Here is a 25,172-nt window from a genome sequence, read left to right on the forward strand (position 1 = left end):
TGACAACGCCTGACAAAATCGGACAAATGCGCCGAAAAAACGAAAGGACCATCTCGGAGAAGATGGTCGTTTCGTTCGTTACGCGCGCTTCGTGAGCGCATGTTCCACTTTAATGCAGCGGTCCATAATGACCGTATAGCCTTTTTCTTTTAAAAAGCGGTACGCTTCTTCGTTGACGACGCCAAGTTGAGCCCAAAACACGTCAGCGTCGATTTGCACAAACTCGCGGGCGAGTTCCGGCAGATGTTCAGAGCGGCGGAACACATTAACAATATCAACATGCCCTTGAATATCTGTCAGTTTGTCCACCGCCGGAATGCCTTCCCATTCATCAATCATCGGATTGACAGGAATAATTTCGTATCCGGCATCTTTCATCGCTTTCGTCACCATGTATGATTCGCGCTCCGGGTTGTTGGACAAACCGACTACCGCAATTCGCTTCGCCTTCCGCAAAATATCGCCGATCTCGTCCCGGCTTGGGTTTACAATGGACATCGGGTTCTCTCCTTCCTTCATTCCCTTTACTCGTCGTACTAGTTTCGCCGTCTAGAAATGAAAATCCTGCCGTGCTCATGGGAAATAAGAAAAAATCATCGGTCTTTCCTACGCGACGATAGGCGTAGTCCCAACGAACCGGCAACACACAGTTGTCCTTTATCTTCCCCGAAATAACGGCGTCTAAAACAGCTCCCTCCTCTTTTCCATGGTTTCCGCCGCCGAAGGTAGACGTTTTCCGCATATCTCGATCAACTATGTGAGATGCTAAGCAAAGACAAGGGAGGGTTGTTCGTGAATTATCAAGCATATTGGAAAGAAATCGACCAAACACGCGAACAGCTGCACAGGCTACTCCAATCGTATTGGAGCGACTACTCCGGCGTTGGAACGTGGCCGTTTTGGCTGATCTTCACTTTTCTCATCGTTCCTTTAGTGTTGCTTTTTTTCACCGTCGACCGGAAACGGATCTTCGAAATCTTTTTCTTTGGCTACACTATTCACATATTATGGACCTATACTTACATCGCTTTAGAAAACGCCATGTATTTGTCACCACGTTATTTTTTAACGCCGTTTTTGCCGTTTGCCTTAAACATTACCGCCTCGGTGTTGCCCGTCGGTTTTTTGTTGCTTTATCAATATTGTACGAACCACAACAAAAATTTTTATTTATATACGATATTGTTAAGCGCAATATTTGCTTTCGGACTCGCTTCGCTTGAGCAGTGGCTTGGTTTGCTTGAATTGCACGGAGGGTTGCGCAAGTTCCATCTTTTCCTTATCGACTTAATAATCGTGTTCATTACCTATGGGGCGACACGCCTTCTCGTTCGCATCCAGGCCAACCATCACGCTACCTGAACTCCTGATGACAAAAGAGCCGTTCACTTTTTGACGCAATGTGAACCGTATTCAACAGTCGATGCGTAAATGGCCGCAACAAGCCTAAGACACCACAAATACCGTTCAATCACAACAAGAAAAAGGGGACACCCCCCTTTTTTTGCACTAAAGCTTCCCTGATCGAAAGATCGAATAAAGCAACCACCCGAACATGAGCGCGACCACACCAAATCCAATTTCAATAATCGGAATTTTCCATAGGAGCATCGACTGCCGTCCTAGCGATGAAGCGATTAACATGCCGGCCATGACGATGCTCAAGGAAAGAAGGATGAGGCTGATGGACAATCGATTGCCAATTTGATCGAGTTTGCGCAAAAGCGCCTCAAGGTCTGAGGCTGTCATCTCAAGCTGAAGTTTGCCGCGCCGCATGACCTTCGTCAGTTCTTTGATACTGTCCGGCAGCCGAAGCAGCATTTCGCCATAACCCGCCACACGCTTCCACGCCGTTTCTGCCACGCGATCGAGTCGAAGCCGCTCTTTCAGCAATTTTCTTCCGAACGGTTCGGCAACGTCCATTACGCGAAATTGAGGGTCAAGCGTCGCCACCACTCCTTCAACCGTCAACAGCGCTTTCCCTAACAGCGTCAAGTCGCTCGGAATGCGAATGCCATGCCGAAACGCCACCGTTAAAAGATCCCCGATCGCTTCGCCAAGGCTCACCTCGCTGAGCGGAACACGATAATACTTCTCGCGCAACTCGTCAATATCGTCGCGCAGCTTCCCCTCATCGACCTCAGCCGGAACAAGCCCGAGGCCATAAATGGCGTTCAACACCCCGTCGGTGTTTTGCCGCATCAAAGCGATGATAAGTGAGGAAAGGTGATGCTTGACATTCGGACGGAGGCGTCCCATTAAGCCGAAATCAATAAAGGCAAGCATCCCATCGGGGAGAACGAATACATTGCCCGGATGAGGATCGCCATGGAAGAATCCATGTTCGAACATTTGCTTTAACATCGAGACAGTCAAGCGCTCAGCCAGTGTCTTTAACGAATGACCGCTCTCTTTCAGGCGCTCGATTTCCCCGAGCTTAACCCCCTCCACATATTCCATCGTCAGCACTAGTTTCGTCGTATACTCCCAAAAAACGCCGGGCACGTATACAGACGGGTCATCGGCAAATTGATTAGCAAACGTTTCCGCATGGCGCGCCTCGATGGTGTAATCGAGCTCCTGCCGCAGCGACTTTGCCAATTCGTCAACGATTTCAGTGAGCCGATAAGACGCCGCCCAATCTAAGCGCCGTTCCGCGAGCACTGCTAAGTCTTGTAAAATATCCAAATCCGTCTCAATCCGCGCTGCAATATGCGGGCGCTGTATTTTCACCACGACAGCTTGTCCGGAAGGAAGAACGGCCCGATGTACTTGCCCGAGCGAAGCGGCTGCTAGTGGGATTTCGTCAAATGATCGAAAAAGCTCCTCGAGCGGCCCTCCCAATTCTGTTTCCACAATCCGGCGGACCTCAGGAAATGGAAACGGTGGAACTTGATCTTGCAACTTTTCCAATTCGCAAATGATATATCGAGGGATCAAATCCGGTCGCGTGCTGGCGATTTGCCCAAGCTTAATAAATGTCGGACCGAGTTCCTCGAGCACAAGGCGCAGACGTTCTCCGACCGTTTTTCCTTCCCGTTTCCCTTGTTCGGTTCGCCCGCGCGGCGGCAAGGAAAGAAAGGACGAAAAACCGAGTTCATCGACGATCATCCCGAATCCGTGCCGAAGCAAGGCGACGGCAATTTCATGATATCGACCAATATGGCGCATCCGCTTTCCGATCATCCGACCATCTCCCTTACAACGGCAAAAAGCGAGCGGACAGGCCGTATTCGTTTACTGCCCGCTTTGTTCCTTTTCTTCAAGGCGGCGGATTCGCTCCTCGAGCTGTCGAACGTCTTCCTTCGTCGCTAAATCAAGCTTGTCAATCATTTGTTTGATTTGCTCGCGCACAAGTCGTTGCACTTCCGCTTTCCGCTCTTCGGTTTGCTGCTTCCATTGGTCGATTACTTCTTTCGATTCATCAAGCGACAACTCCCCTTTTTTGACCAACTCATCGATCAATTTTTCCACTTGTTCTTTGCTAGCAATGGCTAATCCAAGTCCAAATGCCAACCCTTTTTTCAAAATGCTCATCCGTTTTATCCTCCTTTATCCATCCTTTTTCCTTATCGTACCATTTTTCGATGATCCTTGTCGAGCTAGGTCGCGGATTTCCCGTACGGATCGAATGCTGTTTTGTATACCTCATGTGATCGGGCGGCATGCTATCGTTGGACGATCATTCATAGGAGGGGTCCCAATGACTGATGAACAGCTGCATTATGGAGAAGACTACCATTTCATTCCCGTGACATCGGCAGCAAGCGGTGTCGGCATTAGCGTGCTGCCCGATTTGTACTGTCACACGATCCAAATCGTGAACATTTGTCTTGTCGGCCGGCCGGACGACCGCACGTTTGTATTGGTCGATGCTGGCATGCCGGGGTCGGCTGATGACATTATTTCCGTTGTGGAACAACGTTTTGGAGAGAACAGCCGCCCGCAAGCGATTATTTTAACTCACGGCCATTTTGACCACGTGGGGGCGATTGTTGAGCTTGTGAAGCATTGGAATGTCACGGTCTATGCCCACCCAGCCGAACTTCCTTATTTGACCGGAAAAGCTCGCTATCCTGAACCTGACGCTGCTGTCGAAGGCGGCTTCATCGCCAAAATATCACCGTTTTTCCCAAACGAACCGATTCAGTTAGGCAACCGCGTTCAACCGCTTCCTGAGGACGGCACCGTCCCGCACTTGCCAGAGTTCCGTTGGATACACACACCGGGGCACACTCCGGGACACATTTCCTTATTCCGTTCACGCGACGCTGCCTTAATCGCGGGCGATGCGTTCGTCACCGTCCGTCAAGACTCGTTATATAAAGTATTGACCCAACAAACAGAAATTAACGGCCCGCCACGCTATTATACAATCGACTGGCCCGCCGCCCGCGAATCCGTGCGCAAGTTAGCCGCACTCTTTCCGTCAGTCGCCATCACCGGGCACGGTGCTCCTGTCGCCGGCAAAGAGCTGCGCGAAGGGTTGACAAAACTCGCCCGTGATTTTGACCGTATCGCTACCCCTGATTATGGAAAGTACGTCCATTAGGCAAACGGACCATCGTTCCGTGAACGGCTTCTAGTTTTGTTTGAAGCGGAAGTTTCTCTGCTGAAACCACTTTCAGAATGATGTAAAAAACAGGGGAGGGTGTCTGAACAGGGCACCCTTTCGTTGTTAAATGGCAGACACTAAAGGGACGTTTTGCTGCTGAAAATGAAGACCATGCACTCACATGTGAAAGTCAGAGGATTCTCCATGGAGATGGTAGAGCACATTATGCCTCGACAACGCAAAAAGGACGACAAGAATCACTCTTGTCGTCCATCATAATAGATGGGCCTAAGTGGACTTGAACCACCGACCTCACGCTTATCAGGCGTGCGCTCTAACCAGCTGAGCTATAGGCCCGTTTATAAGAAATAAAAATGGAGGGGGACGGATTCGAACCGCCGAACCCAAAGGGAGCGGATTTACAGTCCGCCGCGTTTAGCCACTTCGCTACCCCTCCATGATTAACAATGCCGACTGCAGGACTTGAACCCGCAACCTACTGATTACGATTCAGTTGCTCTACCAATTGAGCTAAGTCGGCATAATATTAAGAAGGCGACTCATTGTTGATGAATTTATGGCGGAGGAGGAGGGATTCGAACCCCCGCGGGCTGTGACACCCCTATCGGTTTTCGAAACCGACCCCTTCAGCCAGACTTGGGTACTCCTCCGTAACTATTTGGAGCGATGCGGTCGAGAGGACTTGAACCTCCACGGGGTCGCCCCCACTAGGCCCTCAACCTAGCGCGTCTGCCATTCCGCCACGACCGCATAATCAATGGAGCGTAGGGGATTTGAACCCCTGACCTCTTCGCTGCCAGCGAAGCGTTCTCCCCCTGAACTAACGCCCCATGATGGTGGAGTATACTGGGATCGAACCAGTGACCCCCACGCTGTCAACGTGGTGCTCTCCCGCTGAGCTAATACTCCGTATTCTATGCCTAGCAGCGACCTACTCTTGCAGGGGCGCTGGCCCCAACTACCATCGGCGCTGGAGAGCTTAACTTCCGTGTTCGGGATGGGAACGGGTGTTTCCTCTCCGCTATCACCACTAGGCAATGGCGACATTATTTATTATAAATGATTTTGATTTATTGTCAATAGTTTTTTTATTCTTTTTTTGTTTTGTTCCGTTCAACTTTCAAGAAACAAAACTATCTCTTGAACTTTCATTTTCGCAACCTTTTGTCGAGAAACTGACCTTTCCTGTTCCTGCTTGTAGGCGTAGACACAAGCAAAACCTCAAGCAGTTTACTAATATATCATTTTTCCAACAGATGTCAAGCGTTTTTTCTTAAAATCAATCTTCGCATAAAACCAAAACTTCAAAATCGGACAGTTTTTATTATATAGATAAAATATTTATTTTGTCAAGGTTTATTTTTTATTAAAGACCATGTTTCGTTGTTTTCTTTTGCTTCACCCTCATCTAACGAAGCGACAATTTTTATTATACTTATGAACTGATTCTAAGTCAATATTTATAATCCAGTTAATTTTATCCAAAATATTTCGCTATATTAGCCTGAGTAGAGAAGCTTTTTTCAAAGTAGCTTCCCCCCCTTTTACATCTATTTACTCAAATGATCCAGCCGATAGATGTACATTCTCCCCTTTTCATGCACAAATCATTTCTTGCCATGGCCATGGCCACCTGCGTATAATAAAAGGTAGATAGCGTAAAATGAAAACAGGGACATTGGCGGCCACCAATGCCCTGTCCATGCACAGCCCTGCAAGAAGTGCAGTGGCTCAAGCTTTGGGCATGATAACCTACCCTCGCCTCGGCCTAGCAGGGTGGGTTATTTTTTGTCTTTTGCTACGGCGATCACCGCGACGATGAGTGACGCAAACGCAATCATGAGCGTCAGCGCATCGGCAATCGTCATCACCAACACCACCCCCTTTCGTTTAGGGAGTGGCCACTGCCCACCCTGCATATGGCTGTGCATGTTTCATTATACCATCGAATCAATCAAATGCGAATATACATTCGTATGCTTGTTGAAAAATTAGGAACGTTTCCCTATCTGTAGGCATTGTGGCATCCTCAACCCGTTTGACAACAGCGCATCATGACATCCATCTCTATTTTGATAGCCACTAAACTTTGTCTATTTTCGCCGGGAGCTCGAAAAAACGTTGTTTCGCCCGCCTATATTCTTCCATATTTTTTCTGAGCTCATCATCGTTGACTCTGTATTCATCGTCAGCTAACCATATCTCGCGAAACCGGTGGATGTGAATGGTTTCTCCCTTCTTTCTTTCATTTTTTCAGTACAAAATTGGTGTAGTTCTTCTTCGTGTGAAAATGCTTCGTATAAAATCGGCGATTTTCCGAATAATGACAGTAGACTCATCTTGCTCTGCCAAGGAGGAAAACAAGTGGAACAGGCAAAACAACCCCGCGTTCATGGGCTGTTGTTGCTGGTCGTTGCCGCTGTGTTCGTTTGGTCGGCCATTCGTCCGACTAGCTATGCAGTGTGGGCGCTCGAGGTCACCCCGGCGCTGATTGGGCTTGTGATTGTAATCGCCCTATACCGACGCTTTCGGTTGACCACGATGTCATATGTCATCATTGCTATATTGGTGATCATCATGTTTATTGGCGGTCATTATATTTATTCCAAAGTTCCCTTTTTTAACTGGATCAAAGATGTATTTCATTTGGAACGCAACCATTACGACCGATTTGGCCATTTCCTCAAAGGGATGTTCGCTATCGTTCTCAGAGAGCTCCTCCTGCGGAAAACGCCGTTGCCGCGCGGCGCGTGGCTTTTCATCATCGTCACGGGCATGTCGCTCGCTATCGCTGCCCTGTATGAGATCATCGAATGGCTCGTCTCGATCATCTTTAAAGGTGGAAAGGCATCAAAGGACTTTTTGGGGATGCAAGGAAATATTTGGGATACACAATGGGATATGTTATGTACACTCATCGGGACAATGATTGCCCTATGGCTGCTCTCAAAGTGGCATGACAGGCAGCTTGCGCGATTGGATCATCACCGCAGCTAAGCTCATAAAACAGCGGCTTTTGCCTTCAGGAAAAGCCGCTGTTTTCAATTCACCTTATACAAGTAAATCGTCCATGCTGATTCGTCGGAAGTAAACACACGCTCAAGCGTCAGCCTGTTCTCAGCTGCATTATCGATCGGAACGGCCGAGAAAATATAGCGGCCGCCCATTTTTTTCAACTGTTCTGTATTCAGCTGCAAATTCTTCAGCCGCTTTTTCGACTGTTTCGTAAACATATACCGTTTGCCAAGCTCCGCCGTAAAGATGTAGCAACGCCCGCCCCATTCGTCAAAATACGTACGGATCGTCTTGCTTTTGGCCAGTTCACGTTCAATGATTTTACGGAACTCGTATTTGTATGACAACGGGTAAAAGTTGTTGTACGTATCGAGCGTGTAAAACCCGTTGTATTGAGCAATAGCCGGATGAATGCCGATGCTTACGACGCGGTAATCGGACACAGGAAGCCCGATGTATTGTTTGATTTGTTGAAACTGTTCTTCCGCATAAAATTGTTTCACCGTCGGTTCATAACGGAAGACGATTTCCTCGTTAATGAAAAACACGAGAATCATTTGCGCCGCTAACAACCGTTTCGCCCACGTTTTCCCCTTTCCGCTGTATTGCCACACGATTTTCAACGCCAGCGCAAATTGCACATAGATGATGAGCGGACGCAAAAAATGAAAACGGGCGAAATTAAACGTATCCAAAAAATGAAACCGCTCGGTCAGCGGCAGCCACCCTTTATAAAACCAAAAGGCGTACCATGCCGACAGCGCAAAGTTAAGACCGAACAAGAAAAGAAACAGCTGTTCCTCTTTCCATCGTTTTTTGGCGAAAACAATGAACAAAGCGATGAACCAGACCGGCAAAATGAAAAACGTATGCTCAGTCATGACGTGGTGATGGCCGAGAATAAAGTTTTTCCATGTTAAACGGACACAATTCCAAAACGTCAAGCGTGCATGGAAATACTCATCCCGGCTCGTCGGTTCATCTTCCCATAAAAACGAATAAACAAGCCGGTACTCGACAAGCAAATAAAGCAGCGTCATATAGGCAATTGAAGCGAAAAAGCGGATGTTCCATCCCTTTCCGCGCAGTACATCCAAAAGCCAAAGAGCGCCCATGGCGGCAAGAAAGAAAAAGAAACCAAGTACAAAACTTGAATAAAGCGGGAGAAGCGTCAACACCGCGTAATTTTTCCAAGACCGCTCCCCCTTTCGAATGTTCAAAAACGCCCAGAGCGCAAGCGGCATGCCTAGCGTGCTTAACATCCCTGACGGCCAAAAAAGCGTGAGGGAAAACGCCAGCGCCACCCCAATGCGGACAGCCATCCAGCGCCGCTCGGGCAAAATATGGGTTTTCAAAAGCAAATACATGCCGACAAACGCCACAACTCTTGTGATCGTTTGGCTAAGTGCATAAGCGATCATCGTCGGAAAAAAGGCATGCAGCCAGACGATGCCGGTCAACTCGGATCCGAGCGCGTTTCTCGATAATTCACCATTAGCGATTTGCGGAATTTTCGCATCAAGCGGTCCGGTGATTTGCCCGCTTTCAGCAAGCACTTTATACCAGGCGATGTTGGAATCCAAATTATCGTGGACACGAATATGCGCATTCTCACCAAGGATAAACAGCGGGGACACATAAAGGGCGATGACGCCAAGCGCTAAAAGCAAAAACCGTCGTTCTCTTTGTTCATCCATCGGCATCACGCTCCTGACTCCTCTGGGTTTGGTCATAAAAGCCCTATTGGATACGATGTGCATGAAAGGAAAAAATTATTCTTGCGGGCGAATGAAAGAGCGTGCGATAAGATGACGATGTTGTTTCGCGTTTCGTTTTTTCCCTTCTCTCGTTGCATCCTCTCCCTTTCCTTTCGTATCATTAAATGCAAGAAAACATTCTATTTCCAAAGGAGTGCGTATGATGGCAAAACAACTCCCTCCCGGCCAGTTCGAGACGGAAAAATGGCCGATTTTACATGAAGGGGACGTGTACGAATTTGATGAGACGACATGGAATTTTCGACTGTTCGGCGAGGTCAAAAAGGAGGTGTCCTTCTCCTATCAAGAAGTGATGGCGCTGCCGAAAACAATTTCCACCGTCGACATGCATTGTGTCACGACATGGTCGAAATTTGATACGACGTTTGAAGGCATCGCCTTTCGCGAGTTTTTGCGCTTCGTTGAACTAGAACCGGGTGTGAAGTACGTAAAAATTTACGGCTACTTAAACGGCGACCGGTTCGGCTATTCCGCGAACTTGCCACTTGAAGCGTTGATGGGTGACGATGCGCTGTTTGTCTATCGGTGGAAAGACAAACACCACGATTGGCAAGACATTTCGCCGAAGCACGGCTACCCGCTCCGTTTCATTCCACCAGCCACGTTTTACTTATGGAAAGGCGCAAAATGGGCGTCCGGCATCCGCTTTATGAAAGAGGACGAGCCAGGCTATTGGGAAGAGCGCGGCTATTCAATGACCGCAAATCCATTTAAAGAAGAGCGATTCGCCGAATCGATATCAAGGTTTCGATTTTGGTGAGGAAATCTGATGAAACCAGCAGTAGAAACAAAAAAACGAGGGTTTGAAGCAGAAACCCTCGTTTTTTTGTTTGGCTATGCCGCTCGGCGAGCGACAGCTTGTTTTTGCAGCCATGGGCGAAGGCGCAAAAAGAGAAGCATAAACACAACAGCCATGAGCACCCCTTTTGCCGCGTTAAACGGCAAAATAGCGGAAATGACCAACGCTTTTGTTTCCGGCGCACTCATCGCCGGAGCGCCAAGGAAGAGCGTATATGCCGGCAAAAAGACATAGTAGTTGAGCACGCTCATGACGAGAGCCATTGTCGCTGTTCCCGCCGCCAGTCCAAGTAGCATGCCTTTTTTTGATGCAGCTCTGCGATAAATATAGGAAACTGGCAAAATAAACGCCACCCCGGCAGTGAAGTTGGCGATCTGTCCGATTGGAACGCCAGTGGCGCTGCCGACAAGAAAATAGTTCAGCACGTTTTTCAACAGCTCAACAAACACGCCGGCAAGCGGGCCGTACAAAAGCGCGGCGACAAGCGCCGGGATGTCGCTAAAATCTACAAGCAAAAAGTTAGGAAATGGCGGAAGCGGAAAGTTGAGCATCATGAGCAAGTACGCACCAGCACTAAAGACACTGACAGCCACAAAGGTGCGGATGTTGAATGATTTCATGCTTGTTCTCCTCTCCTTCTCGTGATCCATCCTCACAAGAAGAAGGCTGCCGAGCGAACGCCAATAAAAAACCCCTTAAACCCAAGGGCTTAAGGGAGAAAAAGGGCGAACTCAACTAAGCGTCAGGCGCATGGCGCCAAACGCCGGCAAACCTTCATCTTCTCCCATCCAGACTATACTGTCGGCTCCGGACTCGCACCGGATCCTGCCTTGCGGCTCGCGGGCTGAGGGGCATCCACCCCATCACCGCCGGTCGGGAATTTCACCCTGCCCCGAAGATGAATCATATTCTTTTATTATTGATAATGATAAATTTAGTATACAATTTTCATATCATTTTGTCTACGATTAACAGCTTGATGACAAGTTGACCGAACATGCTGTGCTTTCGTTTCCCGCACAGTCGACTTGCCGCGACTAGTTGTCAACTTTATCTAATCAGCTCCTCCCCCAGCTCGAGTACCGGCGGATTGACATTGACCATATCAGCGTATTTCAATCCGGTTCCAGTATTTAGCACAACGACGGTCTCCCCGTCACGAATCCAACCGCTTTCGCGCAGCTGGCGAGCCGCCGCAAACGCCGCCGCTCCTTCCGGGCAAATGAACGCCCCTTCCGCTTTTGCCACCATCTGCTGTTGTGCCAAAATCGCCTCATCGTCGATAGCAATCGCACAGCCATCCGTCTCATACACCGCCTCAAGCACAAGAAAGTCGCCAAGCGCTTTTGGCACGTTAATGCCAAACGCCACCGTATGAGAGTTCGGCCAAAATTCCGACTCATGCTTTTTCTCGTTCCATGCCTTCACAATCGGTGCGCAATGCTCGGCTTGCACAGCGACAAGCCGCGGCATCTTGCCGCTTACCCAACCAAGCGCCTGCAGTTCTTTGATTGCCTTGTAAATGCCGATGAGCCCAACGCCGCCCCCGGTCGGATACAAGATGACATCCGGAAGCTGCCAAGAGAGCTGCTCGGCAATCTCAAGTCCCATCGTTTTCTTTCCTTCAATCCGATACGGTTCTTTCAATGTAGAAGCATCGTACCAACCGTATTCACGGATCGCTTTCGCCACGATTTGTCCAGCATCGCTGATCAAGCCGTTGACTAAATACAATTCCGCCCCTGCGATGGCACATTCCTTGCGCGTCAACTCCGGTGCATCCACCGGCATAACCACCGTCGCACGAATGCCGGCTCGAGAAGCATAAAGCGACCACGCCGCCCCTGCGTTGCCGTTTGTCGGCATAGCAAGCTGTTCGACCCCCAATTCTTTCGCTTTGGAAACGCCGACCGCCGCCCCGCGAGCTTTAAACGTCCCCGTTGGAATGACCCCTTCGTCTTTCATATAAAGTGAATCAATCCCGATGTTCCGGCCAAGGCGCGCCATTCGTACAAGCGGGGTCATCCCTTCACCTAAAGAGACGATATGTTTGGGATGTTTCACCGGCAATAGCTCATGATACCGCCATAAGCTCGGTTCACGTTCCTTGAGCGCTTCCCGTGCCACTTCTTGGCGCATCGCTTCCAAATCATAGGCGACTAGAAGTGGAGAACCGCATTCGCAAAGCTGGTGCACGTGATCGACATCATATGTACGTTCGCATTTCGAGCAGTAGAGATGGGATGCGTAACTAAATGACATCGGTTGTCCTCTCCTTCCGTCTACTTTGTCTGTACTGGACGGCTAAGCAGGTGTGAGCTTATTATGTAGAGGCTTGACGACACACCCGTCCTTTTCATTATACTGCACATTTGCGTATGCAGCCCATTGCTTTTGTGCATAATAGTAGGAAATGCGCAAATACTACAAAAATGATAGAAATGATTCTGTGCCGATCACGAACCGCTTTTTATGTCAAATGCGTCAATGGGCGAGGAATGTCCTCTCCCCGTGCTCCCAGTTTTCTTGCAAACAACTGCTCCTTCTTTTTTACCGTTTACACTGCGTGTGATAGAATAGAATGGAAAACACCGCCTTCGTTTCCTCATGGGTGGCAGAGCGGTTGATCCGTTGTCAAATTCGTGTATAACCAAGGGGGGACTCTTCATGAAACAAGAACTCATTGAACGCTTCACCCGATACGTCAAAGTCGACACCCAATCCGATCCGGAAAGCAACACGTGCCCTTCGACCCAAGGGCAATGGGATCTAGCGAGAATGTTAGTCGAGGAGCTAAAAGCAATCGGCATGGAAGAAGTGACCGTCGATGAAAACGGCTATGTGATGGCAACCTTGCCGGCCAATACGGACAAAAACGTGCCAACGATTGGCTTTTTGGCTCATCTCGACACGGCACCGGAATTTACCGGAACAAACGTCAACCCGCAGATCATTGAACAATATGACGGTGGCGACATCGTGTTAAACGAACAGCAGCACATCATCCTATCGCCGAAAGACTTCCCGGAGCTTGCCAACTACAAAGGACATACGCTCATTACGACGGATGGGACGACGCTGCTAGGCGCCGACGACAAAGCGGGAATCGCCGAAATTATGACGGCGATGAACTATCTCATTCAACACCCGGAAATTAAGCACGGCAAAGTGCGCGTCGCCTTTACACCAGATGAAGAAATCGGCCGCGGGCCGCACAAATTTGATGTCGCTCAATTTGGCGCCCAATTTGCATATACGGTCGACGGGGGACCGCTCGGCGAATTGGAGTACGAAAGCTTTAACGCAGCGGAAGCCAAAATCACCATTAAAGGAAAAAACGTCCATCCGGGCACGGCAAAAGGAAAAATGATCAACTCGATCAAAATCGCCTTGGAGTTCCAGCAACAGCTGCCAGCAAACGAAGCGCCTGAACATACGGACGGATATGAAGGGTTTTACCATTTGCTTTCGTTCCAAGGCAATGTGGAGGAAACAAAGCTGTATTACATTATCCGCGATTTTGACCGCGAGCAATTTGAGGCACGCAAGGCAAAAATGAAAGACATCGCCGCCGCGCTCGCGCAAAAATACGGCAATGACCGGATTTCTATTGAAATCAATGACCAATATTACAACATGCGCGAAAAAATTGAACCGGTGCACCATATCGTCGACATCGCCCATGAGGCCATGACAAACTTGGGCATCGAACCGAAAGTGAAACCGATCCGCGGTGGCACAGACGGGTCCCAATTGTCATATATGGGGCTGCCAACACCGAACATTTTTGCCGGCGGTGAAAATTTCCATGGCCGTTATGAATACATTTCCGTCGATACGATGGTGAAAGCCGCCGAAGTGATCGTGGAGATCATCAAGCTGTTCGAACAAAAAACATCCTAATCTATGGTTCGTTTGCCTATCGTCCAAAAGCCGTTTTACGCCATGATGAAAGAAACGGTGTCCCCGCTCATTGGGGATACCGTTTTCTTCATTATTACAAGCAATCTGTCCTCCCCATTTCGTTCTGTTATGAAAGCAGGGTGGTTTGCTCCTCAATCCGCACCGAAAAAGACTCCTCCTCCGAATACACACGACAAGAATAATCAAATTAACCTACTTGGCGTGTGATCCTTTCGGTCAACATAGCGAAGCCATTAGCAAGGAAGCTGTTGACTGTCACTGTGTATTCGTCGTCTAGATGAAGCGGTATACCGTCTTGGCAGCTGGATGTCAGCAAAAAGTATCGGCATCAAAACCAAGCTTGTGTTATCGCCTGTTTAGCTGACCATTCGCTGATCAAGTATCGCACTTACGACGAAGATGAAGGCAGCGCATCGTTTGAACAATGGAACCGACGTTTGATAAACAAAGAATGGGCAGAAGGGAAAACGCTTATCGCCTCTATTCGCCTGGCGCCAAAAGAGCAGCTGGTGACGTTTTGACAACTAAACAAGCGCAAAAGGAATGGATAAAGACATCGGTGGAAATGAAAAAAAGAAGTGCCCGCACAAAGCGACAGACGACTTGCGCACCCACCGCGATGAAAGCCGTCGACCTCATTGCCCACGAAACGGGCGGAAGCATCAGTAAATCGCATGAGGAGCTCGTCTTGCCGATCCGGCTCGTTGAAGAAATGAATGTCCATCCAAACGATCCATCGTCACTATGCGTTCGAATAAGAAAAGGTGCTTCGCTCGTGTCGACGAAACACCTTTTCCTCGCTCACAGGAATGAGTAGCTCATCCCCCACTGTAAGGGCCGGTGCGATAAGCAAGGACATGTTCACACTAGCGGCCCAAACAGCAACATCGCAAAGCCGCGCTTCGTTAGATGGTCTCCTTCCCGCGAATACCGTTAATGGAATAGCTCGCCGTAACAGCGGCGTTTAACGAATGGGAGACGGAACAATACTTTTCTTTTGACAGCCGAATGGCGCGGATGACTTTTTCTTCCGGCAAATCGCCTTCGAGCGCGTAATGAATATGTATGTCGGTAAATCGTTTTGGGTGGTCATCGGCGCGCGTTCCTTCCACCTCCATTGAAAACGAGCGGACATCAAGCCGCATTTTCTGCAAGATCAAAATGATATCAATGCCGGTGCAACCTGCCAACGCATGAAGCAATAGCTCCATCGGACGGGCACCCGAATCGTTGCCGCCGACATCCTTCGCGGCATCCATCGGGATCGTCACACCGGAAGCGCTTTGGCCGCTGAACGACATGTTTCCATTCCACGTAACGGTCGTTTTCATCATCATCGTCGCCCCTCTCTATTTGCTTTGGCTACGGAACGAACAACCGCCGCCTGGCCGTTCGTTTCCATCTGCTTTTCAGTTTACCGGTTGCCGGTTTGAAATGCAAAATTCCTGTCTAGCGTTTTTGCACGTGCATGATAAAATAGAAACATGTACAAACTTGTTCAGTAAAGGGTGTTTAACGAGATGACTGCACTAATTTTACTTATCGCTTATCTTCTCGGTTCGATTCCGTTTGGCCTTCTTGTCGGGAAAATTGGTTACGGAATCGACATTCGCGAGCACGGGAGTGGCAATCTCGGAGGAACGAACACGTTCCGCGTGCTCGGAGCGAAAGCGGGAACGATCGTCATTTTGGGCGATATGTTGAAAGGGACGTTGGCAGCGAGCTTGCCAATGCTTTTTTCTGTTCCCGTTCACCCGCTCTTGGCTGGAGCGGTCGCTGTTGTCGGCCATATGTACCCGATATTTGCTAAATTTCGCGGCGGCAAGGCAGTGGCGACATCAGGCGGAGTGATGCTGTTTTATTCTCCGCTGTTCTTTTTGTCACTGATCGCCGTATTTCTTGTCGTGTTGGCCGTTTCGCGCTACGTCTCCCTGTCATCAATGGCCGCAGCACTGTATGCGGTCGTGTACACTGTCTTCTTCACGGATGACATTCCATTGACGGTAGCGGTAGTATTGTTGGCTTCGTTTATTTTTTATCGTCACCACGCCAATATTCGACGCATCTTGAATAAAACGGAGCCAAAAGTGAAATGGCCAAGAAAGCGGAAATAACGACAGATGGAGAAAGGAGTTTGCTGTCCTTGAGATTGCCGGAAGCATTTGTCGCGAAAATGAAAAAGCTGCTTCATGAAGAAGCAGACGAATTTTTCGCCGTCTACGAAAATGAAAAAACGAACGGTTTGCGCGTCAATCCGTTGAAAACTAGCCCGGATTCATGGGCAAAAATGGCGCCATTTTCCCTCACCCCGGTGCCGTTTTGCCCAACCGGGTTTTATTACGACCGAAGCGAACAGCCAGGAAAACATCCATACCATGCAGCCGGGCTGTACTACATTCAAGAACCGAGCGCAATGGCAGTCGCCGAAGCGCTCCGTCCCGCACCCGGGGAGACGGTGCTTGATTTGTGCGCCGCTCCGGGCGGGAAAACGACCCAGCTTGGTGCCATGATGGAAAACAAAGGACTGCTTGTCGCTAACGAAATTCACCCGAAACGAGTTAAAGCGCTCGCGGAAAACGTCGAACGGCTCGGCTTGACCAACACCGTGGTCGTCAACGAAACGCCGGAAGCGCTCGCGGAGCGGTTCCCTGGCTTTTTTGACAAAATTTTAGTCGATGCCCCGTGCTCGGGTGAAGGGATGTTTCGCAAAGAGGAAGAGGCGGCTTCATTTTGGAGTCAGGCGTACGTAGAAGAGTGCGCGGCCCGTCAGCGGCGCATTTTGCAAAGCGCCTATGCGATGCTGAAGGAAGGGGGTATTCTCGTCTACTCGACGTGCACGTTCTCTCCAGAAGAAAACGAGCAGACGATCGAATGGCTGCTTCAGACGTATGACGACTTGCGGATGGTGCCGATTGAAAAAACCGGCGGCATAGAGCCCGGGCGGCCTGAGTGGACGAAAACGAACCGGGCTGAACTTGAACATGCCGCACGTCTTTGGCCGCACCGTGTCAAAGGCGAAGGCCATTTTATCGCCAAACTGCAAAAACAGCGACCGACTGCACCTTGGAACGGGCGGCGGGCAAAGGCGAACGCACCGAAAGCCGCGATTCGGTTGTACCGTCAATTCGAACAAGCGACACTGCGGACAGAACGGCACGGAACGGTCGTATCTTTTGGCTCCCAGTTGGTCATGCTGCCGGAGCAATGCCCCGATTGGTCAGGTTTGAAAGTGGTTCGCGCCGGACTTCATCTTGGCGAGGTGAAAAAAGAGCGGTTTGAGCCAAACCACGCCCTCGCTTTGGCGCTGCGGACGGATGAAGTGAACCATGTGCTTGATCTCCCAAGCACAGGCCATGAGATCATCCGATATTGGCATGGAGAGACGCTTCCGACTGGCGGCGACCGTGGCTGGTTGCTTGTTACCGTCGACGGTTATCCATTCGCTTGGGGGAAAGAAGTGAAAGGAACGGTAAAAAACTTTTACCCGAAAGGGCTGCGTCTTGTGTGAGCGACTCCCCTTTCTTTTCCTGAAGTAAGAGGATTCTTTCGAAACGATGTTACAACGAACGGCAAAGACTAGACCGTCTTGGAAGAAAACAGAGGCTGTCTCAAAAGGGGACTGCAACCTTTTGAAACAGCCTCTCATTTCTGTCATCGATGCCGAGTTGGGATCGTTAACGTAAACACAATTTCATCAGCAGCTAGGTCGATTTTTTTCGCTGCCACTTGATAACCGTTGCCAAATCGAATATCATCGAGCGCCACATAGACGCGGGCTCGATCCGGATCAACGACCACTTCATCCGGCAACGGAGCGTGCTTTTGCAAATAGCGAAGCACGTACGTCACCGGCAGCTTCCAATCGTCAAGCGAAATCGTTGGTTCCGCAAGCTCAACATTCCCCCCCTTGACGACCTTCGGCATAAACGAGACGACCAACTCCACATCGCGACCGAAAATGGGGATTTCGCTCGAGACATAGACGCGATCGGCAAGCCAAACATCGTATTGTAGCGGATGGTCTTTCATTTTTTCCGCCAAATAATCGTTAATGACAGCGTTCAAATGTGCCTTTTTTGAGTACACGGTAAACGAGGCCCCTTCCACGTGTGGGCGCATCGGACGTTTAACCTGTGGAGACGGCTGAAACAACCAAACAGCCACAAAGATGAGGATAGCGGCGTTGACGGCCGCCAATATCCAAAACGCTCGTTTCCAATTCATCACGACATACTCCTTATTCTCACCCGTTTTTCTTCAATCAGTTCACCCACCACTCTTTTTGCTCGTTTAACGCATGATATACGCGTGTGGCGATTTGTTCATACCCCGCGGCGTTCGGATGAAATTCATCACGGTGAAGAAGCTCATCGCGATCAGTAAAGATGTCTTGAATATCAACGAAGATCGTCCGGTCATAACGGGAAAGCACCACCTGACTTGCCTTGTTCCATTCGGCGATGACGTCATCGATTTCCGGGATGTTCGGTAGCGTCGTTGAAAACGGGTTGTATAAACCGACAAGCACGATGACCGCATCCGGATTGGCGATGCGCAGTGAAATCAACAAATGGTCGAGCCGGTCAGCAAACAACTTGCTTTCTTTCGCAAACCGCTCGTACGACAAATCAAAAAAATGCGAGCGGACTACATTCATCACATCGTTACCGCCAATCGTCAACAAAATCAAATCCGCCCGCTTAAGCTCTCCTTGGTGGGCGTCAACAACTGGCTCGAGTTCCCCACTGCGCCGGCCGCGCTTGCCCAAATTTGTCACCGTTACGGTCCGCACTCGGTCCTCTGCTGCAAGAAGCGGAACAAGACGGCCGACATACCCTCCTTTCCCTTCGCCGTCCCCAACCCCTTCGGTCAACGAGTCGCCTAAGGCGACGAGATGGATGTCTTTTGGCAGCGGCTTTGCCTCTGTCTGTTTGACGACAGCTTCCTGTGGTTGCTCCGGCTGTCCAACGGCTGAAAAGGCGGTGCAGCCGGCGAGAAACAAACTCACTATTATCATTAATCCCCATCGTTTCATGTTTGACACCTGCCTTCTCACGCAACAGGGGAAAAGACGAAAAGAAGGCAAAACGGTTGTAGCCGTTTTTGCCTTATCGCGACGATTGCAAAATCTCGATATGCTCTAAAATCGTGTCGTACGGCACGTCCTGCACACCGTTGTATGTTTGGACAATATTTCCATCCGGGCCAACTAGATAAAAGTTCGTGCCATGAATGACTTGATCGTCATTGGCCGGCTTTTGCACGATCGTTTTAAAGCTTTTTTGCGCCAGCTCATTAATTTCGGTTTGACTGTACCCGGTCAAAAAATGCCAGTTTGCTAGGTCGTCCGTAAACTGTTTCGCATAGGCGGTCAGTTTTTCTGGCGTGTCTACTTCCGGGTCGACACTGAACGAAACAAATTCGACATCCAGTCCCTTTTCTTCCGCCTTCTTCTTCAGCTTAGCCATATTGGCGGTCATTGGTGGACAAACCGTTTCACAATTCGTAAAAACAAAGTCAGCAACCCATATCTTCCCTTTTAGATCGCGAAGTCCAAACGGCTCACCCGACTGATCAACGAACGTAAAATCAGCGACCGGCCAGTTTTTTGCATCTGGAATTGTTTTTCCGCATGCAGCAAGCAAACAAACTGCTGCGATCATCATGATCCGTTTCCACATCGATGGCTCATCCTTTTCTTCATCGTTTTGCATTCAAACTCGCTTTACTCCCCGTTGGCTCTTTTTCCATATCGTACATGAACGCCAACACCCCAGAGGTGGTATGGATCGAAATAACAAGGGGCGTTTCGATGATCTCAACCGGCACATGTTCGCCCGTCCCCTTTTATGCTTAGCGTCATCTCGTTTCCATTATATAATGAAATCGACCAAAATCCCACCAAAAAAAAGTTGTTTTGCCGTTCAAGGCAAAACAACAGTTACGCGTTATGTTTCAAAATGGTTTCTTTAAAGATTTGTTCATATATCGGCCATTTCAACACTTTCTTCAAGTGTTCTCGGAACGAGTAAACAGAACGGGTCGTTCTTGATCGATACACCTTGGCAATAAACGTCTCCAAGCGAAGTTGGATCATAAATCGGTACGTGTTATCTTCCTCCAATACAGGAATTTCGATAATCTTCACTTTCTGCCCATACGCGTTTTTAAACTCGAGGCTTTTGAATAGCAAAATATCAATCCTCTTTTTCACCGATTTATTTATATTATACACCAAACCGGTGAAAAAGTATGTCGGAATACACCGAAAACTTTCCGACTTTTTTCGCGCTTTTTTGCTCAAATCAGCAAATGGAATAAGTTCGGGTCTTTATTTACTTCCTGGAACGGAAACCCTTTTTTCTTCATCCGTTCAATGAGCGGTGCGTAGTCTTCACGCCGTTTTAGCTCGATGCCGACGAGTGCCGGTCCGCTTTCTTTATTGTTTTTCTTCGTATATTCAAAGCGGGTGATGTCATCAGTTGGACCGAGCACTTCATCTAAAAATTCGCGCAGCGCCCCGGCCCGCTGCGGGAAATTAACGATGAAATAGTGTTGCAACCCTTCATAAATCATCGAGCGCTCCTTAATTTCCTGCATCCGGTCGATGTCGTTATTACCGCCGCTCACAACGCAAACCACTGTTTTGCCGCGAATTTGCTCTTTGTAAAACTCAAGAGCAGCGATCGGCAGCGCTCCCGCCGGTTCAGCGACAATCGCGTTTTCGTTGTACAGCTCTAAAATCGTTGTGCATACTTTCCCTTCCGGAACGACAATGATATCATCGAGCACCTCACGGCATAGAGCAAACGTTTTTTCCCCGACCGTTTTGACCGCGGCACCATCAACAAACTTATCAATCTCCCCAAGCGTCACAACATGCCCTTGCTCAAGCGCCGCTTTCATCGACGGAGCGCCGCCTGGTTCGACGCCGATCACCTTGGTCGCCGGCGAGATGCTTTTTACATATGTTCCCAACCCGGCCATCAGTCCGCCGCCGCCGATGCTGGCAAACAAAAAATCGATCGGTTCATCACAGTCGTTTAATACCTCAACACCGATTGTTCCTTGCCCGGCGATGACGTATTCGTCATCAAACGGGTGAATAAACGTGCGTCCTTCCGCTTCCGCACATTTTACCGCTTCGCTGTACGAGTCGTCAAACGTGTCGCCCACAAGGACGATCTCGACCTTGTCTTTGCCAAACAACTGGACTTGCGACACTTTTTGTCGAGGTGTTGTCGCCGGCATATAAATTTTTCCGTGCACCCCGAGTGCCCGGCACGAATAGGCGACTCCTTGGGCATGGTTGCCGGCGCTGGCGCATACGACCCCGTTTCTTCGCTCCTCATCAGTTAAATGTTTCATCCGGTTGTACGCTCCGCGCAACTTAAATGAGCGCACAACTTGCAAGTCTTCGCGCTTCAAGTACACATTGCACTCGTAACGCTCGGACAGAAGCGGGTTTTTTTGTAGCGGTGTATGGAAAACAACATCTTTCAGCGTATGATACGCGATCAAAATGTCCTCGACGTATACCGCCCCTTGTTTCCGTTTTAGTTGTTGTGCCATGCTCTCGTTCCCTTTCTTTTCTAAGTTGTCTTTGATTTGTAGATTATATCACAAATTTGCAAAAAGAAAAGGGAATTTTCGAAAAGTTTTCTGTTCTTTCATAAGAAAACGACCGGTGCTACGTCCGGTCGTCTTCTTTTTTAAACTCCTGTTCCTCAGCGAATTCCGTTGCCCATCTTCCTTCATCATACCAGCGATACGCTTCTTCCCGTCTCGCTTCTTCGAGTACATGGTTTTCCATATACAAATGGAAAAACGCTTCAACCGCACCAATAGCTAGTGAGCTGAAAAAGGCAGCGTATGCCATATTGACGGTCGGGGAAAGCAACGCAAAACTGGCAGGCCATACAAGCAAAAAGGAGAGCGGCACATCCAAAGCGGCGGCGACAAAGTGTCCGACGCGCGGCAAAACAACCAAATCGCCGATGACGTAGGAAACGATTGCCGTCATGAGCGTCATGAGTGAGATCAAAGAAAGCGGGGCATTAAAAATCGTAAACATCGAAAATAAAACGACACTCCAAGCAGCAAGCTTGACGATAAACGGAACGATATGCTTCATAATCTTCCTCCATTTCCATCGATGTTCTATATGGTTATCGTTCCTTTTTCACCCCGCTTCTATGCAAAAAAGGCGCGCCTTGCTGTTTCGCAAAACGCGCCCTGTTTTCCATTTGTAAGCATTCAGGGTGTGTTCATTCGGTCATTTTTCACTTGGTAACTGACCTCCGCACACTCATTTCCGCTCGTAAATGAGAAACGCGTGCTCATACGGATTTTTTTCGTCTTTTACTCCTGGCGTATAGGAAACGACTTTCCACTCTTTTTCGGAAATAGGCGGATAAAACGTATCGCCAGGGAATGAGGCGAAAATGTTCGTCACGTATAGTCGATCGGCGATCGGCATTGTTGCTTTAAACAATTCAGCTCCACCGATAATAAACACTTCTTCACCACGCGCTGCGATCCATTGCTTGACTTCCTCAAGCGAATGGAGCACAAGGCAGCCTTCCGGGCGAAATTGGGGATTGCGTGTCACGACGACGTTGTCTCGGCCGGGGAGCGGCCGACCGATCGCTTCAAACGTTTTGCGCCCCATCACGATGGCATGCCCCATCGTTACCCGCTTGAAATACGCTAAATCGGCCGGCAAATGCCACGGCAACTGATTATCTTTGCCGATCACCCGGTTTTCATCCATCGCCACAATGTGCGAAATCATCGTCTTCTCTCCTTTACACCGCCACTGGCGCTTTAATCGTCGGATGAGGGTCATAACCGACGATTTCAAAATCGTCATATTCATAGTCAAAAATGGACGACGGCTTCCGTTTCAGCACAAGCTTCGGCAGCGGTCGCGGCTCGCGCGTCAGCTGCAGTTTAGCTTGCTCAATATGGTTTTTATACAAGTGAACATCCCCACCGGTGAAAATCAATTCACCAACATCCAGCCCGCACTGCTCGGCAATCATATGCGTCAAGAGCGCGTAGCTGGCGATGTTAAACGGCAGCCCTAAAAATGTATCGACGGAGCGCTGCTGCCACATGCATGACAACCGGCCGTTAGCGACGTAAAACTGAAACGCATAATGGCACGGCGGCAACTTCATCTTGTCTAACTCCGCCACATTCCAGGCGTTCACGAGCAGTCGACGCGAGTTCGGATTTCTCTTGATCTCCTCAACGACCGAAGCGATTTGGTCGACCGTTTTCCCGTCCGCCCCTTTCCATGACCGCCATTGTGCTCCATAGACAGGCCCTAGATCGCCGTTTTCGTCGGCCCATTCGTCCCAAATCGTCACGCCATTCTCCTGCAAATAGCGGACATTGGTGTCACCTTTTAAAAACCAGAGCAATTCATAAATAATCGAACGAATATGTAATTTTTTCGTCGTCACGAGCGGAAACCCGTCCTGCAAGTTAAAACGGAGCTGGCGACCGAACACCGACAACGTGCCGACACCGGTTCGATCCTCCTTTTCGACACCGTTTTCCAAAATGTCTTCTAATAACTGTAAATATTGCCGCAATGTCCTCACCTCACGCTTTATCATATCATAAAGCACCTCATAAAGCACCGCCCTCATCACAAAAAAAAGAGCCTTCTTATGAGGCTCGTTCCGCCAGTTGACGGATGAACGTGTACGTACGCGGAGCCGCCATCCTCAGCGTTTCCTGCGTTTTTTCGCTCACATAGTAATAGGCGAACGACTCAGCAAAATACTCTTCCGGATACGTTAAAAAATAGTATTCGCGAGGAAACAACTGCGGTGCTTCTTCCCTCCAAAGCGCTTGAAATTCGTCTGTTTCGTGAATGTGGTCGAATACGATGTAATCTAACGAATGGGCAAACTCATGAAGCTCTAAGTTGATCGAGCCGTGCCCCTTTCCTTTTTCGCTATGGCCAAGACGGACAAGCACTAAATGCGCCCCGCCTATGCCCGGCACCTCATCCCACGTTTTGGATCCCGGCACATAGCCGCGCGGTGTTTTCCCGCGCAAATGGCGAGCAATCGGTTCATCGGTAATGGGATTTGTCAACAATTGAATATAAATATGATGATTCGCCGCTTGTTCTAAAATGCGGCGGTCAATACGGGCAAGCGTTCGAATCGTCTCGTTTGCCTCATCGAACGAAAAGTCCGTTTCCGGGACGATGACGATGCGGCCAAGCACATCGTGCGACGGGATCGTCTGAACATCAAGGCCGCTTTCTTCGAGCAGCACGCCGTGCGCAGCCGGGTACGGCGAAAGCGACAGAAGCGGAACGGCAAGCAGTGCCGCTAATAAACTAGTGAGTAACCGTCTCATCATGGTCCCCCGCTTCTTTCAATCTCGTATTCTACTAAATCAATGATAACATACGAAGAAGCGGGGAAAAACGCGCAAAATAAGGAAAGAACGACAGATGGCTACGTTCGCCAGTTCGGTGGTGTATTTTTCGACCAATAAATTTTTCCTAATTCATAGTGAGCTTGAAATCCGTCATCACGCGTATGGTAATGAAACTGAAACCAATACCCATCCTGCGGCGGATGTTCACGTCGGACATGGAAGCGAATGACATCTTCCCCCGTATCGGCGCGATAAATATGGAAAATGCGTTCGCCTTGCCCACCGGACGGATTTTCCGATACGGCTAAATAATGAAGCTCTTCTTCCGGATAGCGCCCGGCGAGTTCGGCGATCACTTCCTCCATGCGCGGCAAAATGACGGCGCGAAACTCGTCCTCAATAACGGGAGCAATTTTGCGGCCAAACTTTTCTTGCGACTGAGCCATCGCTTTTTCCACCGTCTGTTCGACAAATTGAGCGCGGGTGAGCGAAGCCGCTTCCGCTGCAGAACCAACGGCGCCATGTTGCCAATCGGAAGATGGTACATCATCGGCCGTCGGTTCCTCAGCCGCAAGAAGCGAGGCAGGTGGTGTCACAAGGCCAAATGTGCAGACAGTAATCGCGGCAACAAGCGTTTTTCGAAGCCATGCCGGTAGCTTCATCGCGTCCCACC

The 25,172-nt window shown here is 49.3% G+C and carries 27 protein-coding genes, 7 tRNA genes, 1 rRNA gene and 1 riboswitch; of the genes, 9 read left to right on the top strand and 26 right to left on the bottom strand.

The window, feature by feature from the left end; all coding sequences use genetic code 11:
• Positions 1-78: 78 nt before the first annotated feature.
• Positions 79-498 carry a CoA-binding protein gene (locus NSQ22_RS09300; protein WP_008881835.1) on the bottom strand — a complete coding sequence of 140 codons (420 nt, stop codon included), beginning with the start codon at positions 496-498 and terminating at the stop codon, positions 79-81.
• A 294-nt stretch (positions 499-792) separates the two neighbouring features.
• Here NSQ22_RS09300 and NSQ22_RS09305 point away from each other — a divergent pair, with 294 nt between their 5' ends.
• Complete coding sequence (locus NSQ22_RS09305; RefSeq protein WP_060475864.1) at positions 793-1,362, top strand: hypothetical protein; 570 nt, start codon at positions 793-795, stop codon at positions 1,360-1,362.
• A 147-nt stretch (positions 1,363-1,509) separates the two neighbouring features.
• On the opposite strand, the gene NSQ22_RS09310 is transcribed toward NSQ22_RS09305, so the two are convergent.
• Positions 1,510-3,186 (bottom strand): AarF/ABC1/UbiB kinase family protein, encoded by a 1,677-nt coding sequence (locus tag NSQ22_RS09310; protein ID WP_011887446.1) that lies wholly within the window; start codon positions 3,184-3,186, stop codon positions 1,510-1,512.
• 51 nt (positions 3,187-3,237) lie between these two features.
• Complete coding sequence (locus NSQ22_RS09315; RefSeq protein WP_008881832.1) at positions 3,238-3,537, bottom strand: ATP synthase subunit B; 300 nt, start codon at positions 3,535-3,537, stop codon at positions 3,238-3,240.
• 166 nt (positions 3,538-3,703) lie between these two features.
• Between NSQ22_RS09315 and NSQ22_RS09320 the strand changes: the two genes are divergently transcribed.
• Positions 3,704-4,552, top strand: coding sequence for an MBL fold metallo-hydrolase (locus NSQ22_RS09320; RefSeq protein ID WP_339263343.1), 849 nt, complete (start codon positions 3,704-3,706; stop codon positions 4,550-4,552).
• Positions 4,553-4,838: 286 nt separating this feature from the next.
• On the opposite strand, the gene NSQ22_RS09325 is transcribed toward NSQ22_RS09320, so the two are convergent.
• The 9 genes from NSQ22_RS09325 to NSQ22_RS09365 all read right to left on the bottom strand — a co-directional run bounded on the left by NSQ22_RS09325 (position 4,839) and on the right by NSQ22_RS09365 (position 6,444).
• Positions 4,839-4,912 (bottom strand) — tRNA-Ile (locus tag NSQ22_RS09325).
• An 18-nt stretch (positions 4,913-4,930) separates the two neighbouring features.
• Positions 4,931-5,012 (bottom strand) — tRNA-Tyr (locus NSQ22_RS09330).
• Between the two features lie 11 nt (positions 5,013-5,023).
• Positions 5,024-5,096, bottom strand: a tRNA-Thr gene (locus NSQ22_RS09335).
• A gap of 37 nt (positions 5,097-5,133) precedes the next feature.
• A tRNA-Ser gene (locus NSQ22_RS09340) sits at positions 5,134-5,226 on the bottom strand.
• 17 nt (positions 5,227-5,243) lie between these two features.
• Positions 5,244-5,326: transfer RNA gene (locus tag NSQ22_RS09345), tRNA-Leu, on the bottom strand.
• An 8-nt stretch (positions 5,327-5,334) separates the two neighbouring features.
• Positions 5,335-5,406 (bottom strand) — tRNA-Ala (locus NSQ22_RS09350).
• Between the two features lie 4 nt (positions 5,407-5,410).
• Positions 5,411-5,485: transfer RNA gene (locus NSQ22_RS09355), tRNA-Val, on the bottom strand.
• 9 nt (positions 5,486-5,494) lie between these two features.
• Positions 5,495-5,611 (bottom strand): 5S ribosomal RNA (gene rrf, locus NSQ22_RS09360).
• 746 nt (positions 5,612-6,357) lie between these two features.
• Positions 6,358-6,444 carry a putative holin-like toxin gene (locus NSQ22_RS09365; RefSeq protein WP_223812931.1) on the bottom strand — a complete coding sequence of 29 codons (87 nt, stop codon included), beginning with the start codon at positions 6,442-6,444 and terminating at the stop codon, positions 6,358-6,360.
• A 496-nt stretch (positions 6,445-6,940) separates the two neighbouring features.
• Here NSQ22_RS09365 and NSQ22_RS09370 point away from each other — a divergent pair, with 496 nt between their 5' ends.
• The gene (locus tag NSQ22_RS09370) at positions 6,941-7,573 is read left to right on the top strand and encodes a DUF2238 domain-containing protein (protein WP_008880195.1); all 633 of its coding nucleotides are present in this window, start codon (positions 6,941-6,943) and stop codon (positions 7,571-7,573) included.
• A gap of 44 nt (positions 7,574-7,617) precedes the next feature.
• Here NSQ22_RS09370 and NSQ22_RS09375 read toward each other — a convergent pair whose 3' ends face one another.
• A complete protein-coding gene (locus tag NSQ22_RS09375; protein ID WP_339263345.1) occupies positions 7,618-9,288 on the bottom strand; it encodes a DUF6044 family protein in 1,671 nt (556 codons plus the stop codon).
• A 223-nt stretch (positions 9,289-9,511) separates the two neighbouring features.
• Between NSQ22_RS09375 and NSQ22_RS09380 the strand changes: the two genes are divergently transcribed.
• Positions 9,512-10,129 (top strand): sulfite oxidase-like oxidoreductase, encoded by a 618-nt coding sequence (locus tag NSQ22_RS09380; RefSeq protein ID WP_029761299.1) that lies wholly within the window; start codon positions 9,512-9,514, stop codon positions 10,127-10,129.
• Between the two features lie 74 nt (positions 10,130-10,203).
• Here the strand turns inward: NSQ22_RS09380 and NSQ22_RS09385 are convergent, their stop codons facing one another.
• Together NSQ22_RS09385 and NSQ22_RS09390 are read right to left on the bottom strand one after the other, a co-directional pair.
• A complete protein-coding gene (locus NSQ22_RS09385; RefSeq protein WP_008880192.1) occupies positions 10,204-10,788 on the bottom strand; it encodes an ECF transporter S component in 585 nt (194 codons plus the stop codon).
• Between the two features lie 152 nt (positions 10,789-10,940).
• Positions 10,941-11,072, bottom strand: a riboswitch (FMN riboswitch).
• 146 nt (positions 11,073-11,218) lie between these two features.
• On the bottom strand, positions 11,219-12,430 hold the full coding sequence (locus tag NSQ22_RS09390; protein WP_060475866.1) for a threonine synthase: 1,212 nt from the start codon (positions 12,428-12,430) through the stop codon (positions 11,219-11,221).
• Positions 12,431-12,835: 405 nt separating this feature from the next.
• On the opposite strand from NSQ22_RS09390, the gene pepT reads away from it, so the two are divergent.
• The 3 genes from pepT to NSQ22_RS09405 all read left to right on the top strand — a co-directional run bounded on the left by pepT (position 12,836) and on the right by NSQ22_RS09405 (position 14,909).
• Positions 12,836-14,071 (top strand): peptidase T, encoded by a 1,236-nt coding sequence (pepT, locus tag NSQ22_RS09395; RefSeq protein ID WP_008880190.1) that lies wholly within the window; start codon positions 12,836-12,838, stop codon positions 14,069-14,071.
• Positions 14,072-14,113: 42 nt separating this feature from the next.
• Complete coding sequence (locus NSQ22_RS09400; protein WP_339263347.1) at positions 14,114-14,299, top strand: hypothetical protein; 186 nt, start codon at positions 14,114-14,116, stop codon at positions 14,297-14,299.
• Positions 14,300-14,711: 412 nt separating this feature from the next.
• Entirely contained in the window at positions 14,712-14,909 is a 198-nt protein-coding gene (locus NSQ22_RS09405) for a hypothetical protein (protein ID WP_311088100.1), read from the top strand.
• Between the two features lie 88 nt (positions 14,910-14,997).
• On the opposite strand, the gene NSQ22_RS09410 is transcribed toward NSQ22_RS09405, so the two are convergent.
• Complete coding sequence (locus NSQ22_RS09410; RefSeq protein ID WP_029761295.1) at positions 14,998-15,423, bottom strand: OsmC family protein; 426 nt, start codon at positions 15,421-15,423, stop codon at positions 14,998-15,000.
• A gap of 189 nt (positions 15,424-15,612) precedes the next feature.
• Here NSQ22_RS09410 and plsY point away from each other — a divergent pair, with 189 nt between their 5' ends.
• Complete coding sequence (plsY, locus tag NSQ22_RS09415) at positions 15,613-16,206, top strand: glycerol-3-phosphate 1-O-acyltransferase PlsY (RefSeq protein WP_008880188.1); 594 nt, start codon at positions 15,613-15,615, stop codon at positions 16,204-16,206.
• Between the two features lie 29 nt (positions 16,207-16,235).
• On the top strand, positions 16,236-17,600 hold the full coding sequence (locus tag NSQ22_RS09420; protein ID WP_041264442.1) for an RsmF rRNA methyltransferase first C-terminal domain-containing protein: 1,365 nt from the start codon (positions 16,236-16,238) through the stop codon (positions 17,598-17,600).
• Between the two features lie 143 nt (positions 17,601-17,743).
• Here NSQ22_RS09420 and NSQ22_RS09425 read toward each other — a convergent pair whose 3' ends face one another.
• From NSQ22_RS09425 to NSQ22_RS09470, 10 genes are all read right to left on the bottom strand, one after another.
• Entirely contained in the window at positions 17,744-18,316 is a 573-nt protein-coding gene (locus NSQ22_RS09425; protein ID WP_008880186.1) for a YpmS family protein, read from the bottom strand.
• Positions 18,317-18,353: 37 nt separating this feature from the next.
• Positions 18,354-19,127, bottom strand: a complete 774-nt coding sequence (locus NSQ22_RS09430) for an SGNH/GDSL hydrolase family protein (RefSeq protein ID WP_008880185.1) — start codon at positions 19,125-19,127, stop codon at positions 18,354-18,356.
• A gap of 73 nt (positions 19,128-19,200) precedes the next feature.
• The gene (locus NSQ22_RS09435; RefSeq protein WP_029761293.1) at positions 19,201-19,773 is read right to left on the bottom strand and encodes an SCO family protein; all 573 of its coding nucleotides are present in this window, start codon (positions 19,771-19,773) and stop codon (positions 19,201-19,203) included.
• Positions 19,774-20,033: 260 nt separating this feature from the next.
• Entirely contained in the window at positions 20,034-20,285 is a 252-nt protein-coding gene (locus NSQ22_RS09440; RefSeq protein ID WP_008880183.1) for a YpmP family protein, read from the bottom strand.
• A gap of 107 nt (positions 20,286-20,392) precedes the next feature.
• Entirely contained in the window at positions 20,393-21,664 is a 1,272-nt protein-coding gene (gene ilvA, locus NSQ22_RS09445; RefSeq protein WP_008880182.1) for a threonine ammonia-lyase IlvA, read from the bottom strand.
• 118 nt (positions 21,665-21,782) lie between these two features.
• Positions 21,783-22,226 (bottom strand): YndM family protein, encoded by a 444-nt coding sequence (locus NSQ22_RS09450; RefSeq protein ID WP_008880181.1) that lies wholly within the window; start codon positions 22,224-22,226, stop codon positions 21,783-21,785.
• 174 nt (positions 22,227-22,400) lie between these two features.
• Entirely contained in the window at positions 22,401-22,886 is a 486-nt protein-coding gene (locus NSQ22_RS09455; protein WP_008880180.1) for a dihydrofolate reductase, read from the bottom strand.
• A 13-nt stretch (positions 22,887-22,899) separates the two neighbouring features.
• A complete protein-coding gene (gene thyA / locus NSQ22_RS09460; protein WP_011887460.1) occupies positions 22,900-23,694 on the bottom strand; it encodes a thymidylate synthase in 795 nt (264 codons plus the stop codon).
• Between the two features lie 76 nt (positions 23,695-23,770).
• Positions 23,771-24,475, bottom strand: coding sequence for a hypothetical protein (locus NSQ22_RS09465; RefSeq protein WP_008880178.1), 705 nt, complete (start codon positions 24,473-24,475; stop codon positions 23,771-23,773).
• Positions 24,476-24,576: 101 nt separating this feature from the next.
• Positions 24,577-25,161, bottom strand: coding sequence for a YpjP family protein (locus NSQ22_RS09470; protein ID WP_008880177.1), 585 nt, complete (start codon positions 25,159-25,161; stop codon positions 24,577-24,579).
• Between the last annotated feature and the right edge of the window lie 11 nt (positions 25,162-25,172).

This window comes from Geobacillus sp. FSL K6-3411 (assembly GCF_037965715.1).
Lineage (GTDB): Bacteria > Bacillota > Bacilli > Bacillales > Anoxybacillaceae > Geobacillus > Geobacillus thermodenitrificans.